This is a genomic window from Pseudomonas sp. UBA7530 (assembly GCF_002479365.1).
Classification (GTDB): Bacteria; Pseudomonadota; Gammaproteobacteria; order Pseudomonadales; family Pseudomonadaceae; genus Aquipseudomonas.
Map to the genome: position 1 here is coordinate 19738 of NZ_DLMS01000010.1, position 14493 is coordinate 34230.

A 14493-nucleotide genomic window follows, 5' to 3' on the forward strand; every position below is an offset into this window, starting at 1 on the left:
GATCATTGGCCAATCCGAACCTTCATGGACCCCTCCACGAGTCTCCCCGCTTCTGCCTACTTTGCCGATTTCGGCCTCATGCTGTTCGCCCTGTTCCTGGTACTGCTCAACGGTTTCTTCGTCGCCGCGGAGTTCGCCATCGTGCGCCTGCGCGCGACCAAGGTCGATGCCCTGGCCGAGGCCCACGGCTGGCGCGGGCACATCCTGCGCACCGTACACAACCAGATGGACGCCTACCTCTCGGCCTGCCAGCTGGGCATCACCCTGGCCTCGCTGGGCCTGGGCTGGGTCGGTGAGCCGGCCTTTGCAGAATTGCTCACGCCGCTGCTGGTGGCGGTGGGCGTTGAGTCACCTAAGCTGATTCACGGTATCGCCTTCTTCACCGCGTTCTCGATCATTTCCTACCTGCACATCGTCATCGGCGAGCTGGCGCCCAAGTCCTGGGCCATCCGCAAACCGGAGCTGCTGTCGCTGTGGACAGCCGCGCCGCTGTACGCCTTCTACTGGCTGATGTATCCGGCGATCTTCGTGCTCAATGCCAGCGCCAACGCCATCCTGCGCATCGCCGGGCAGGGCGAGCCGGGGCCGCACCACGAGCACCACTACAGCCGTGAAGAGCTCAAGCTGATTCTGCATTCCAGCCGCGCCACCAGCGACAACGACCAGGACCTGCGCGTGCTGGCGTCGGCGGTCGAGCTGGGCGAACTGGAAGTGGTGGACTGGGCCAACTCGCGTGAAGACCTGATCTTCCTCGAGCTCAACGCTGGTCTGGACCAGGTGTTCGCCACCTTCCGCCGGCATAAGTACAGCCGCTACCCGATCTTCGACGAGAGCAAGGGCGAGTTCGTCGGCGTGCTGCACATCAAGGATCTGCTGCTGCATCTATCGCTGCTGGAGATGCTGCCGTCGGCGCTGAAGCTGGGGGACCTGATGCACCCGTTGGAGCGCGTCAGTCGGCATATGCCGCTGTCGCAGCTGCTCGAACAGTTCCGCCAGGGCGGCGCGCACTTCGCCCTGGTCGAGGAGGCCGACGGCAAGGTGATCGGCTACCTGACCATGGAGGATGTGCTGGAAGCGCTGGTGGGCGATATCCAGGACGAACACCGCAAGGCCGAGCGCGGCATTCTCGCCTACCAGCCGGGCAAGCTGCTGGTGCGCGGTGACACGCCGCTGGCCAAGGTCGAGCGGCTGCTCGGCGTCGACCTCGACCATATCGAGGCCGAGACGCTCGCCGGTCTGATCTACGAGACCCTCAAGCGCATGCCTGAAGAAGAAGAGGTGCTGGAAACCGATGGCCTGCGCATCATCGTCAAGAAGATGAAGGGACCCAAGGTGGTCCTGGCCAAAGTGGTCAAGCTGGACTGACGCCGCAGGGCGCCAGGCGACGGCGCCGCTGCGGTGAAAGGCCTCATGGCGATTGATCGCTGAGTCGGAACTTGACGACAAGTTCATGGACGTTAGCTGCTCGTTCAGCGCCTGTTCAGCTTGGCGACCGCTCATCGGGCGGGGCGAATCACTCCCTACAGGCTCAGTCTAGGTACTTGCGTCCCACCTCGCGCGGGGACGTTATCCACTCAATTGCCAAGGAAATCGTCATGCAGCTGTCCAGCATAACCCCCAAAGCAACACTCGCCCTTTGCCTGGCGGGCGCCTCGCAGGCCTATGCAGACTCGGTCACCGACCCCATCTCCACCTTTGGTGTCATCGCTTCGCACAATCAGTACAAGCTCACCGTGGACGATGAAAGCGACAAGGAACGCCTCAACCAGGGCGGCCTGTTCTACCACTTCGGCAACAAGCTGACCGGGCAGGAAGGCTTCATCTACCAGGCGGGCATCGAAGGCCAGTACCGTGACAAGGACGATGTGGAATACAAGTCCGCGCGTGCCGATATCGACCTCGGCCTGCGCGCCGCGCTGAGCACCAACAATTATGTCGACGTGATCGTCGGTGGTGGCTACGACTGGGGCCGCATCGAGCAGGACGACGTCGGACCGTTCGACAGCAACGTCAAGCTGACCAGCAAATCGCCCTTCGCCAAGGCCGGGCTCGGCTACAACTACCTGACGCCGGATTACACCCTGCGCCTGGAAGTGGGTGCTCGCTATTCGATCGACGCCGAAGCGCGCCTGAAGATCGATGGCGACAGTGATTCCGTGGACCTCAAAGACAAGGTCAATCCCTACGGTGAACTGACCGTGCTGTGGAACAAGGGCATCAATAACCTGCCGATCAGCACCAGCCTGTACTACACCCAGACCCGCTATGAGCTCGACAGCAACAGTGCCGTCGCCGAGCGCAGCAAGCTCAAGCAGGAGCAGGTCGGCCTGCGCGTCGGCCTGGCGTTCTAAGCCAAGCCGCATTCTAGAAACCGCCCGCGCTGTCGGGCGGCTCTACCTTCGCTACCGCGCCACTTCTGGCCAGTTGCTGCCTGATCCAGTAGGGTGTGGTGGCGCCACTTCCAGTGAGATCTCTCAGTCGACTGACCCAGGCCTGCAACGACTGCGGCCCAGTTCACTTCGAGCGTATCGAGCGCACCTGAATCTTTTGAATCAATGGTGACGGCCAGCGGGCCGTTGCGTTGTTTGTGTAGCGAGGAATCACAGCATGAGTGCACCAGTCGTCATCGTCGGGACCGGCCTGGCCGGCTACAACCTGGCCAAGGAATGGCGCAAGCTCGACACGCAGACGCCCCTGCTGCTGATCACCGCCGACGACGGCCGTTCCTACTCCAAGCCAATGCTGTCCACCGGCTTCGGCAAGAACAAGGATGCCGATGGCCTGGCCATGGCCGAAGCCGGCGCCATGGCCGAGCAGCTCAACGCAGAGATCCGCACTCATACCCGCATCACCGGCATCGACCCCGGCCACAAGCGTCTGTGGATCGGTGAGGAGGCCGTGCCTTATCGCGATCTGGTGCTGGCCTGGGGTGCCGAGCCGATTCGCATCCCGGTGGAAGGTGATGCCCAGGACGCGGTGTTTCCGATCAATGACCTGGAGGACTATGCGCGCTTTCGGAGCGCCGTGGCCGGCAAGCGGCGCGTGCTGATTCTCGGCGCGGGCCTGATCGGCTGCGAGTTCGCCAACGATCTGACTGCCGGCGGCTACCAGGTCGAGTTGCTGGCGCCCTGCGAGCAGGTGATGCCAGCTCTGCTGCATCCGGCTGCGGCATCTGCCGTGCAGGCTGGCCTGGAAGATCTGGGCGTGCGTTTTCATCTCGGCCCGGTGCTGGCCAGTCTCGACCGCCAGGGTGACGCGCTGCAGGCCACGCTGTCCGATGGTCGCCTGATCCCATGCGATGCTGTGGTTTCCGCAGTCGGACTACGCCCGCGCACCGCACTCGCTGCAGCAGCCGGTCTGGACATCAACCGTGGCGTGATGGTCGACCGCCACCTGCGCACCTCGCACGCCAATATCTATGCCCTGGGAGATTGCGCCGAGGTCGATGGCCTCAACCTGCTTTATGTCATGCCGCTGATGGCCTGTGCCCGGGCATTGGCCAAAACCCTGGCCGGCGAGCCGACAGCGGTGGGCTACGGGCCGATGCCGGTGACGGTCAAGACGCCGGCATGCCCGCTGGTGGTCTCGCCGCCGCCGCGTGGTAGCCAGGGAGAGTGGACCGTCGAAGGCAGCGGCCGCGATATCAAGGCGCTCTGCCGCGAGGCTTCCGGCGCACTGCTCGGTTATGCGCTGACCGGCGCCGCGGTGCAGGAGAAACTGGCCCTGAACAAGGAGCTGCCTGCGCTGCTGGCATGATTGCCTGCCGTTCTGTCGGATACGCCACGAATTTGCCTGGTTAAAGTGGCGGGCGAGACTGGCGCGGCGCGATGCGGCATGCCATTCTCCCAAGGGTCTGCCGCAGCGCAGAGCTGTTGCGGCGCCTTGGGCGCTGTTCTGGAAGAACAGCACGGACACAACAACAAAAAACCGTCAAAGAGGCATCTATGCGCAAACCGGAACTCGCCGCCGCCATCGCCGAAAAGGCTGATCTGACCAAGGATCAGGCCAATCGTGTACTCAACGCCGTACTGGAAGAAATCACCGGTGCACTGAACCGCAAGGACAGTGTCACCCTGGTTGGTTTCGGCACATTCGTTCAGCGCCACCGTGGCGCCCGTACGGGCAAGAACCCGCAAACCGGCCAACCGGTGAAGATCAAGGCCAGCAACACCGTTGCCTTCAAACCGGGCAAGTCCCTGAAAGACGCGGTCAACTGAGCCCGCTGCCCGGAGCCGCTCGGCTCCGGGATCCCCTACGCAGTCTGCTTACCTCACCAGCCATCGCAGGCATGCTTTCGCCAGGCTGTAGTCTTGCTGAAAAACCACTACAATGCGCGCCCATCATCTTCGATCACGAGGGCCTGTGCATGAAATTCCGTTTTCTTTTGTGGATGCTGGGCCGCCTGATGGCCAAGGCCAGCCGTGAAAATCCGGCATTCCGCCAGCAGCTCGAAGGTCGCGACATGGTCTTTCAACTGCATCCCCTGGATGGAAAGGTCGCCCGCCACTTCATCGTGGCCGGTCAGCGCGTCACCAGCAAACGCGGTGTGGCTCAAGAGCCCGCTTTCGCCATTGGTTTCAAGGACGCCGTCTACGGCTTCGAAACCATGACTGCGAAGAACAAGCAGCTGGCCTTCATGCAGGGTATCCAGAACAAGGACATCCAGATCCAGGGCAATCCGGCGCTGGTCATGTGGTTCCAGGGGCTTACCAAGTACCTGATGCCAAAGAAGAAGACCGAGGCACCCAAAAAGGCTGCCTGATAAGCACCAATTCGCGTCGCGGCTGGCCGCGACGCTGCGCTTTGGTTAGGCTGCCAGGCACGTTCCTGTGGAAAGCCTGAGCATGCGCCTTTTCCTCCTGCCCCTGCTGTTGCTGGCCGCCGTCACGGCGCGAGCCGAGCCAGCCTCCGCCAAGACCCTGTTGCCGTTGTTCGAGCTGGCGGGCATCCATCTACTCTGCGAGCAGAGTGCGCCGCTGCTGCAGCGCGGCCAGGGTGATGCCGAACAGAAACGCCTTGCGCGACTGTTCGCGAGCGAGGCGTTTTGTCTCGATTTGGCTAAACGGGTCGGATCCCGTTTCGATGCTACGCAAGCCGAGCAGGCTCATGAGCGTCTCGACAGTCCACTGGCGCAGCGCTTCACCGCTGCCGAGAGTGCGGTTGGCGAGCAGCCCGAAGGCCTGGCTGAGTATCGCCAACGGCTGCAGGCGCAACCGCCACGAGGCGCGCGCCTGGAGTTGATCAAGCGGCTCGATGCGGCTGCGCGCACCACCGAGTTGGCCAGCCTGCTGCGTTACGAAGTCGGCAAGACCCAGGCACTGCTGGCGCTAAGGGCGCGGGGCGAGAATCTCGCTGAGGCCGAGCTGCAGGCGCAGACGCAGAAGCAGGCCGATGCCATTCGCCAGTCCAGCGAGCAGGCAGTGGAAACCTTCATGTTCTATGCCTATCGGCAGATGCCCAGCGATCAACTCGCCGAGTATGCGGCGCTGTACGAGCACGCCAGCGTCAGCCAACTGCTCGCCATCAGCCTGGAAGTGGTGCCGCAGCTGTTCGCCGAGCGTCGTGAACAACTGCGCAAGCGGGCCGGCAAGCCGTAATGATCGAGCCGGGCGCTGTCAGAGTGGATGCTGATACTGCGCCGCCAGCTCGCGCAGGGCGACCTCGGCACTGAGCACCTTGCTGACTGCGTCTTCGGCTTTTTCCCGGCTCACGCCCAGGGCCTCGAACAGGTCATCTGGAATATCGCTCTGCGGCCCGGCGCCGATGCCACGGTTACGCAGCAGGCTGACCGCCAGGCACACCAGATTGGGGAAGGCCGCGCTGTCACCGGCATAGGACGGGTCGTGCTGGAAGCGCAGGGCGCTGGACAGCTCCTCCGGCATATCCCAGTGGCGCATCAGCCAGGCACCGATCTGCTCGCGGGTGATGCCCAGCAGGTGCTGCTCGATATGGCTGTGCGACAGATGCGGGTTGACCTCCAGATGACGGCAGATCAGCGAAAAGTGCGGCGGGAAGACGTGCGCCAGGACCAGATAACCGAAGTTGTGCAGGAGGCCGGCAAGGTAGGTCAGGCCGGCTTCCGGGCGTTGTGCGCGCGGCATGGCGCGGGTCAGGCCTTCGATCACCGCGGCGGTGTAGATCGCCTGTTGCCAGTAGGGCGTGGCGTGTTGCGGCTGGTCCTTGGGCAGGCTCAGGGTCTTGCCCAGGGCCAGGCCTAGCGCCAGGTTGATCACCAGGTCGAAGCCCAGCACGCGGACGATGGCATCTTCCACCGAGCGAATCCTGCCGGGCGCGGCGTAGTAGGGCGAGGCGGCCCAGCTGACCACCTGGGCCGCCAGTGCCGGGTCGGTCTCGACCACACCGGTGATATCGTCCACCGTGGCATTGGGATCGACCCGCAGCTTGATGATCTTCTGCGCGGTTTCCGGCAGTGGCGGAATCTCGATGGTTTCTTCCAGGCGCTGCTGGATGCGCCGCGCGGTAAAGGCCTGCACGGCCTGGGTAATCTCCGCGCGGTCATCATGCGGGCGATCCAGATTCGGTTTGATCGCGCTAACCGGCTCACCGAAACGCGCGGCGCTGGCCTTGCTCAGCAGCGTCTTGAAGGCTTCGGTGGGGACTTCCAGCAACACGCCGGGCTGGCCGGAGTCGATCAGTAGGCTGGGTACCTGCAGCAGGCGCTCTTCATAGAGGCAGGGCGAACTGGTCAGCGGTGGCAGGCCAGGCAGGGCGGCCAGGTTGTGCTTGCCGAGCATGCGCTCCAGGCGCTCGGGTTTGACCGCAGTGAGCTGACGCCCGGTCAGTTCCGCCAGACGCGACAGATCCAGCAGGTGGCTGCGCGGGTAGAGCACCAGCAGCGCGCCGACGGCATCGTCCACCAGTACGGCCTGCAGGCGCGCCTCGCTCGGCTGGCCTGGTCGCTCCGCACGCACCTGGTAGGGTACGGCGAGTTTCTCCAGCAGTTGCACGATCACGGCGGGCGGTTGCGCAGTGGCGTTGGCGGCGAGGGCAGCTTCAGTCATATCGATATCCAGCGTTGGCGCATATGCCTCGGAGTATAACCAGCGAGGATTTGCGCAATGGTTCGTGGCGACGGTTGTCCTGTGAACAGGTTCACACTTGACCGTATTGCTGGCCATGACGCAACCAGCGTTCCAGCAATGGAGCCACATGTTGTGGCCAATGTTCCAGAAGTGCCTGCGCGGCATCGCGAACCGCAGGTAGCAGATCGGCGTCGCGCATCAGATCGGCGACCTTGAACTGCAGCAGACCGGTTTGCCGGGTGCCGAGCATTTCGCCGGGGCCACGCAGTTCCAGGTCTTTCTCGGCGATAACGAAGCCATCGGTGGTTTCACGCATGATCGCCAGGCGTTCGCGGCCGAGCTGCGACAGCGGCGCGTGGTAGAGCAGCACGCAGTGGCTGGCCGCACTGCCCCGACCAACCCGGCCGCGCAACTGGTGCAACTGGGCCAGACCGAGGCGCTCGGGGTTCTCGATGATCATCAGGCTGGCGTTGGGCACGTCGACGCCCACCTCGATCACCGTGGTGGCCACCAGCAGCTGCAGGTGACCCTGCTTGAACTCGTCCATTACCGCGGCCTTCTCGGCCGGTTTCATGCGTCCGTGGATCAGCCCGACGCGCAGCTCGCCGAGCGCGGTGGAGAGTTCCTCGAAGCTGGTTTCCGCAGCCTGGCAGGTGAGCTCTTCGGATTCTTCGATCAGGGTGCACACCCAGTAGGCCTGGCGGCCCTGCTGGCAGGCGTTGCGCACCCGTTCGACGACCTCATCGCGGCGGCTGTCGGCGATCACCAGGGTATTGACCGGCGTGCGTCCGGGCGGCAGTTCGTCGAGGATCGAGGTGTCCAGATCGGCGTAGGCGCTCATCGCCAGGGTGCGTGGAATGGGCGTGGCGGTCATGATCAGCTGATGCGGGCTCAAGCGCCCGTCGATGCCTTTCCGGCGCAGGGCCAGGCGTTGCTGCACGCCAAAGCGATGCTGCTCGTCGATGATCACCAGGGCCAGGCGCTTGAACTTTACTTCCTCCTGGAACAGCGCGTGGGTGCCGACCACCATCGGGCAGCCGCCGGCGATCTGTTCCAGTGCGGCGGCGCGGGCCTTGCCCTTGAGCTTGCCGGCCAGCCAGGCCACTTCCAGGCCAAGTGGTGCCAGCCATTTGCTGAAGTTGAGGAAGTGCTGCTCGGCAAGAATTTCAGTGGGCGCCATCAGCGCCACCTGATAATCGGCTTCCAGCGCCTGCAGCGCGGCCAGGGCGGCGACCACCGTCTTGCCGGCGCCGACGTCGCCCTGCACCAGCCGCAGCATCGGCTCGCTTTGCGCCAGGTCGTATGCAATCTCGGCGCTGACGCGCTGCTGCGCGCCGGTGGGGGCGAAGCCGAGGTTGGCCAGGTATTGCTGCGGCAGCTTTTTCGCCGGCGGCAGCGCCGGCGCCTGTTGCGCGCGCACCTGTTCGCGCAGGCGCTGCAGGGATAACTGGTGAGTCAGCAGTTCTTCGAAGGCCAGGCGGTGTTGCGCCCAGTGACGACCCTCGGCGAGTTCTTCGACATCAGCGTCTGGCGGCGGCCTGTGCAGGTAGCGAATGGCCTCATCCAGGGGCGCCAGGCGATAGTCGCGGGCCAGCTCGTCGGGCAGCCAGTCCGGCAGGCTGCGCGGGCCGAGCCGCGCCAATGCCTGCTGGCTGAGCTGGCGCAGGCGCTGTTGGGTCAGGCCTTCGGTGGTCGGGTAGATGGGCGTAAGGCTCTGTTCCACCGGCGCCGCTTCGTCACCGCTCTGTGCGCGGTACTCCGGGTGGTAGATCTCCAGGCCGGTGGCGCCGGGGCGTACTTCACCGTAGCAGCGCAGGGCGGTGCCGCGCTTGAGGCCTTCCTTCTGCGCCTGGCTGAAGTGGAAGAAGCGCAGGCTCAGGGTGCCGCTGCCGTCCTGCAGGCGCACCAGCAGGCTGCGCCGGCGGCCCATGACCACGTCGGCACCTGCGACGATGCCTTCGACCACCGCATCCTGCCCGGGGCGCAGCGCGCCGATGGGGGTGATGCGGGTGCGATCCTGGTAGCGCAGCGGCAGGTGGAACAGCACGTCCTGCAGGTTTTCCAGGCCGACCTTGGCGAGTTTTTCCGCCAGCGCGGCGCCTACGCCTTTCAGCTCGGTGACGGAAACCGCTGACAGCTCGCTCACTTCCGGCCTCAGGCGCTCTTGGTCTGCGGGCTGCGGGCGACCGAGCAGAGGCGGATGGAGTCGGCCAGTACTTCGATGGCGTTGGGCCGCGGGAAGCTGGCGCGCCAGGCGATGGCCACGGTACGGAACGGCACTGGCGCGCTGAGCGGACGCACTTCGATCACGCCAGGCGCATAGTGATGGCTGTCCACCGCCGAGAACGGCAGGATCGACACGCCCAGGCCGGAGGCGACCATATGGCGGATGGTTTCCAGCGAGCTGGACTCCACCGTGGTGTGCTTGCCGTGGTCATCACCGCCCTTGCGCAGGGTCGGGCAGGCTTCCAGCACCTGATCGCGGAAGCAGTGGCCTTCGCCGAGCAGCAGCAGGCTCTTGTCGTTGAGCAGCTTGGTGTCGATGGTTTCCATCGCCGCCCAGGGGTGGCCGGCTGGCAGGAGAGCGTAGAACGGCTCGTCGTACAGCGGCTTGGTCAGTACATCGGCTTCCTGAAAGGGCAGGGCGATGATGATGGCGTCCAGCTCGCCGGTGCGCAGCTTGTCGCGCAGGATGTGGGTGAAATTTTCCTCGATGTACAGCGGCATGTCCGGAGCGACCCGGTGCAGCTGCGGAATCAGGTGCGGGAACAAGTAGGGGCCGACGGTGTAGATCGCGCCGATCTTCAGCGGCGCGGCCAACTGGTTCTTGCCGGCCTGGGCCAGCTCGCGAATGCCCTGGGCCTGCTCCAGCACCTTCTGCGCCTGGGTGACGATGCCTTCGCCGACCGGTGTCAGGCGCACGGCGCTCTTGCTGCGCTCGAAGATCAGCACACCGAGCTCGTCCTCCAGCTTCTTCACGCCGACCGACAAGGTCGGCTGGCTGACATGGCAGCGCTCGGCGGCGCGGCCGAAATGCTGTTCCTGGGCAAGGGTGACGATGTAGCGCAGCTCGGTGAGGGTCATAGTGTTTATCCATTAAGTTGCCGCCAAGCATAGCCTTTGCAAACAGATGAACCAACCGCGCTAATAGGCTGTTGCAAAACTATCTCGACTTTCTCGTTTGCGGCGCCCTTTTCCCTACAGCCGATGCGGTCCGCTAACTGCCTCGGCTCGGGTGTCCTGCTTCGCTCTACCTCTGCATCCATGCAGTCGTCGCCGAGGTTTTCAAGCGGCCTGTTACACTGCCCGTTCGCTTAAAAGTCAGGGAGAAAAGCATGTCGGGATGCAACAGCCTGCTGATCGCCGGGTGCGGGGACGTCGGTACCCGTCTTGGTCTGCGTATGGCCGAACAGGGCTGGCGCGTGCTGGGCATGCGCCGCAACGTGGCCGCGCTGCCGGCAGCCATCGAAGCGCTGGAGGGCGATCTGCATGCCGATGCCTGCCCGCGAGATTGGCCGCAGGGTCAGCTGGACTATCTGGTGTACTGCGCGGCGGCGACCCAGCACGATGAAGCGGGCTACCGCGCCGCTTATGTCGATGGCCTGCGCCGCGTGCTGGGCTGGCTGGCGCAGCATGGCCAGCGACCCCGGCGCATTCTGTTCGCCTCCAGTAGCGGCGTATACGGGCAGCAGGAGGGCGAATGGATCGACGAGGACTCTCCGGCCGAAGCCCAGAGTTTTTCCGCCGTGATCATGCGTGAGGCCGAGCGTGTGGCACTGGAAAGCGGCCTGCCGGCGACCACGGTGCGCCTGACCGGCCTCTACGGCCCCGGTCGCGAATGGCTGCTGAGCCAGGTGCGCGGCGGCTATCGGGTCAGCGAGACGCCACCGCTCTATGGCAACCGCATTCATGTCGATGACGCAGCGGGGCTGCTCGCCACGCTGCTGCAAGCCGACGCTGCGGGCATGCCCCTGGCTGATTGTTACCTGGGTGTCGACGACGAGCCGACGCCGTTGCACGAAGTGGTGGGCTGGTTGCGTGAGCAACTGGGCGTCAGCCATTGGAGCGATGAACAGCGCGTGCGCCGAGCCGGCAGCAAGCGTTGCAGCAACGCCCGCGTCCGTGCGCTGGGTTGGGCGCCGCAGTATCCCAGCTATCGCGAGGGTTATGCGGCGATCCTCGCCGAGCGCTGAGGTGGGCGCCAACAGCCTGTTGGCCAGCCCTGGTTGCCGGGCGTCGAGCTGTTTCACGCCGATTTCTCCGGGCAGGCGTTCGGCCGGCACAGCCACGATGCCTTTGCCATCGGCGCCATCGTGCAGGGTGTCGGGGGCTACCAGTGCCGTGGTCAGCGCTATGCGCTGCCTGCCGGCACCCTGTCGCTGATGAGCCCGGACGAGGCGCATACCGGGCACGCCGAGTCTGCGCGGGTGGTCTATCGCATGCTTTATATCGAGGAGTCGCGTCTGCCCGCGCTGCTCGGCCGCAAGCGTCTGCCCAATGGCTTCAGTACGCTCAACCCGCATGACGACGGTCAGGTCGCGACAGGCCTGGCGCGGCTGGCGGGCGAGTTCGAGCGGGGCGATGCGCTGGCGCTGGAGAGCGAGTTGCTGGCGCTGTTGGAGCTGGTGTTCGTGCGTCACGGCGGCTTGCGCCAGGCGCGGCCGGCATCACGCGACAGCGGAGTGATAGCGTATTTGCGTGATTACCTGGAAGCGCACTACACCGAGGCCGTCAGCCTGGAGCAACTGGCCGCGCTGGTGCAGCGTCATCCACGTCACCTGATCGAGGCGTTTCGTCGTGCCTATGGCGTGCCGCCGCATACCTATCTGCTGCAGCGCCGGGTGCGTGAGGCCAAGCGCAGGTTGATGAAGGGGCAGGCGCTGGCCGAGGTCGCGCTGGGCCTGGGCTTCTACGACCAGGCGCATTTCAACGGCGTTTTTCGCCGCTTTACCGGGGTCACGCCGGGGCGTTTTCGTGAGTTAGCGAAGGGTTGAGACCGCTGCACTGCAGCACGAAGTCGCGACGCTGCGCCAGGCTCATCCGCGGTACCTCGATGAGTTGATAACCGGCTTCTACATAAACCTCACGCATCACCGCGCAGGTTCGTTCGGCCTCGGCCGCATCCTGGCGGCGCTCGTTGTCGTTGCAGTAAATCTGCGACCAGTGCGGCAGCAAGAACACCTGCCTGTGGTAACGCAACTGGCGCACCGCTTGCAGTAGATGTTGGCCGACCGGCAGGTCGTTCAGGCGCAGGTAGCCGATGATATCGACCAGGCTACGGTCGAAGAACACCGGACCTTTCATCGTCAGTGCCTGGCGGTGAGCCCTGAGCTCCCAAGCCAGCATCAGTTCGGCGAACAGGCTCGGGTCGCGCCAGGGAAGCCCCGCGCCTGCGATGGACTGCTGATCGCGGATATCGCCCGACCGGCCTCCTCGGCGACGCTGTAGTCCGCCTGGGCCAGGACCGCCAGCAAGCTGCTCTTGCCGCTACCGGGGCCGCCGGTGAGGATATGCAAAGGTGGGTGACAGGGCATGTGGTGGGCTCCTCTGAGTTTTTTCCAATACAGCGCTACCGGTCATTGTCGACACTGCCTCCGCCAAACGGAGGTCCCATGTTCGCGTTGTTTATGCTGGTTGCCGGTACCCATTTCGCTGCCTTGCTGTCGCCGGGCCCGGACTTCTTTCTGTTGATTCGTACCGCGCTGACGAAAGGGCGGCGGCAGGCCGACGGTTGTGCCTGCGGCATCGCCCTGGCCAATCTGCTGAGCATGCTACTGGTGTTGTTCGTCATGGCGTTGTTGCCCGCCGAGGGCAGTTGGCTGTGGCGCGGACTGCAGGTTGTCGGCGGGCTGTATTTCGCCTGGATCGGCCTGCAGGCGCTGGCCTCACGGCGGGATCTGGTCCTGCCGCAGGGTGATCAGCTGAGGCTGGGCGGGGTGTGGAAGGGCATGCGTCAGGGTTCTTCTGGCCAGCAGCCTCAACCCCAAATTACCGCTGTTCTACGCCGGGCTGTTCGGGGTGCTGCGCGAGTCGGCGATGCCGGCATGGGGGTGGGCCTGGCGATGCTGTGGATGACCCTGGTGGTGCTGTTCTGGGATCTGGCGCTGGTGCGCCTGCTCGATCAGGCGCGTTGGCGCAGCTGGTTGCAGCGTAGGGTGCGCTGGCTGGACCGTGGCTGTGGCGGCTTGCTGCTGGCGCTGGGTGGCTGGTTGTTGCTGGGTGCCTTGTAGCGTGGCGCCGCTCCTTTTTCCGGGCGGCGCATTGCGATCAGCGGCGCTTGAGCAACCAGCGCTGCGGGCCGGGCTGGTACTCGGGCATTTCGTCGAACTGGGCGCGGTTCTGCGCTTCGAAGATGCGCAGCTGATTGCCTTCGTGAACGAACAGCCAGGGGCTGCCCTGCTCGCCGGCCTGCAGCCAGATGCTATCATGTTCGCCGCTCATGGCCGCGCAATCACCCGCCAGGCACAGGGCGAAGCGTTCGGCGCCAGGCAGGCCCTGGACTTGACCGTCGCTGTTGAAGCGCACCAGGCCGCCCTGGCCGAGGCCTTCTTCGATCAGCCAGTCGCCGCCCAGGTAGTCGCGGTACAGCGCCTGTTCGAAGCTGCTGCCCAGCGCTTTGGACTCGCCGGAAACACGGGCGAAGTGCTGTTCGGGCCAGTAGCCGCTGGCGATCTGCACCAGTTCGCCGTTCTGAATGGCAAGCTGCTCCTTGTAGTTGCCATAGAAGGTTACCTGCCAGCGGCCTTCCCCTGCGCTCTGCAGCCTGCCCTCGGCCAGTTCGAAGCCGTTGCTGTAGCTGGCCTGACGTTGTTCGGGGTCGATCTGCCATTCGAGGTTGGGGCCGTAGGCGAGCAGGGCTTCGCGCAGGCGACCGCTTTCGCGTGCGGCATCGATGGCCGCCTGGTTGATCCAGGTTCCGCTCGGGTCGTTGTTCGGCGCGCTGGCGCAGCCGCCGAGCAGGGCGGTCAATAACAGCAGAGCAAGCAGACGCATGGCGATCTCCATGCCGGGGAAGGGGAGAGCGGGGCCACGTGCCCCGCTCGAACGACTTATTCGATGACCAGGATGGCGTCCATTTCCACCTGTGCACCCTTCGGCAGGGCGGCCACACCGATGGCGGCGCGCGCCGGGTAGGGTTGCTCGAAGTAGCGGCCCATCACCTCATTGACCTTGGCGAAGTGCGAGAGATCGGTGAGGAAGATGTTCAGCTTGACGATGTCCTTGAACGAGCCGCCGGCGGCTTCGGCAACGGCCTTGAGGTTCTCGAACACCTGCACGGTCTGTGCTTCGAAGCCTTCGACCAGCTCCATGCTCACCGGATCCAGCGGAATCTGGCCGGACATGTAGACGGTATTGCCGGCCTTGATCGCCTGGGAGTAGGTGCCGATGGCGGCGGGGGCCTTGTCGCTGTTGATGACGGTCTTGCTCATGAATCGCTCCTTGTGAGAAC

General features: G+C 64.7%; 12 protein-coding genes and 3 pseudogenes. 9 read left to right on the forward strand and 6 right to left on the reverse strand.

All coding sequences use genetic code 11. From position 1 onward, the window contains the following. Window positions 1-24: 24 nt before the first annotated feature. The 6 genes from B2U07_RS13325 (at window position 25) to B2U07_RS13350 (ending at window position 5597) form a co-directional block, all read left to right on the forward strand. Window positions 25-1365, forward strand: coding sequence for a hemolysin family protein (locus B2U07_RS13325; RefSeq protein WP_197858546.1), 1341 nt, complete (start codon window positions 25-27; stop codon window positions 1363-1365). A 230-nt stretch (window positions 1366-1595) separates the two neighbouring features. Further along, entirely contained in the window at window positions 1596-2351 is a 756-nt protein-coding gene (locus B2U07_RS13330; protein WP_275547776.1) for an outer membrane beta-barrel protein, read from the forward strand. 256 nt (window positions 2352-2607) lie between these two features. Continuing rightward, window positions 2608-3756, forward strand: coding sequence for an NAD(P)/FAD-dependent oxidoreductase (locus tag B2U07_RS13335; protein ID WP_275547775.1), 1149 nt, complete (start codon window positions 2608-2610; stop codon window positions 3754-3756). A 188-nt stretch (window positions 3757-3944) separates the two neighbouring features. Then, window positions 3945-4217: an HU family DNA-binding protein gene (locus tag B2U07_RS13340; protein ID WP_003242571.1), complete on the forward strand. Its 273-nt coding sequence runs from the start codon at window positions 3945-3947 to the stop codon at window positions 4215-4217. Between the two features lie 149 nt (window positions 4218-4366). Continuing rightward, complete coding sequence (locus B2U07_RS13345) at window positions 4367-4762, forward strand: helicase (protein ID WP_296277115.1); 396 nt, start codon at window positions 4367-4369, stop codon at window positions 4760-4762. An 82-nt stretch (window positions 4763-4844) separates the two neighbouring features. Next, window positions 4845-5597, forward strand: a complete 753-nt coding sequence (locus tag B2U07_RS13350) for a hypothetical protein (RefSeq protein ID WP_275547774.1) — start codon at window positions 4845-4847, stop codon at window positions 5595-5597. A gap of 18 nt (window positions 5598-5615) precedes the next feature. On the opposite strand, the gene B2U07_RS13355 is transcribed toward B2U07_RS13350, so the two are convergent. From B2U07_RS13355 to B2U07_RS13365, 3 genes are all read right to left on the reverse strand, one after another. Then, on the reverse strand, window positions 5616-7022 hold the full coding sequence (locus B2U07_RS13355; RefSeq protein WP_296277116.1) for an aminoacyl-tRNA deacylase and HDOD domain-containing protein: 1407 nt from the start codon (window positions 7020-7022) through the stop codon (window positions 5616-5618). A gap of 91 nt (window positions 7023-7113) precedes the next feature. Next, the gene (gene recG, locus B2U07_RS13360) at window positions 7114-9189 is read right to left on the reverse strand and encodes an ATP-dependent DNA helicase RecG (RefSeq protein WP_275547772.1); all 2076 of its coding nucleotides are present in this window, start codon (window positions 9187-9189) and stop codon (window positions 7114-7116) included. An 8-nt stretch (window positions 9190-9197) separates the two neighbouring features. Beyond that, window positions 9198-10127, reverse strand: a complete 930-nt coding sequence (locus tag B2U07_RS13365; protein ID WP_017360510.1) for a hydrogen peroxide-inducible genes activator — start codon at window positions 10125-10127, stop codon at window positions 9198-9200. 251 nt (window positions 10128-10378) lie between these two features. On the opposite strand from B2U07_RS13365, the gene B2U07_RS13370 reads away from it, so the two are divergent. After that, window positions 10379-11236, forward strand: coding sequence for an NAD-dependent epimerase/dehydratase family protein (locus B2U07_RS13370; RefSeq protein ID WP_275547771.1), 858 nt, complete (start codon window positions 10379-10381; stop codon window positions 11234-11236). A gap of 1 nt (window position 11237) precedes the next feature. Then, window positions 11238-12037, forward strand: a pseudogene (locus B2U07_RS13375) (AraC family transcriptional regulator). Here B2U07_RS13375 and B2U07_RS13380 read toward each other — a convergent pair. Then, a pseudogene (locus B2U07_RS13380) lies at window positions 12000-12577 on the reverse strand (AAA family ATPase). The pseudogenes B2U07_RS13375 and B2U07_RS13380 sit on opposite strands and share 38 nt — an antisense overlap. 78 nt (window positions 12578-12655) lie before the next feature. On the opposite strand from B2U07_RS13380, the pseudogene B2U07_RS13390 reads away from it, so the two are divergent. Further along, window positions 12656-13273 (forward strand): annotated as a pseudogene (locus B2U07_RS13390) (LysE family translocator). Window positions 13274-13310: 37 nt separating this feature from the next. Here the strand turns inward: B2U07_RS13390 and B2U07_RS13395 are convergent. Continuing rightward, complete coding sequence (locus tag B2U07_RS13395) at window positions 13311-14036, reverse strand: hypothetical protein (protein WP_296277117.1); 726 nt, start codon at window positions 14034-14036, stop codon at window positions 13311-13313. A gap of 56 nt (window positions 14037-14092) precedes the next feature. Continuing rightward, window positions 14093-14473, reverse strand: coding sequence for a RidA family protein (locus B2U07_RS13400; protein ID WP_296277118.1), 381 nt, complete (start codon window positions 14471-14473; stop codon window positions 14093-14095). Window positions 14474-14493 lie beyond the last annotated feature (20 nt).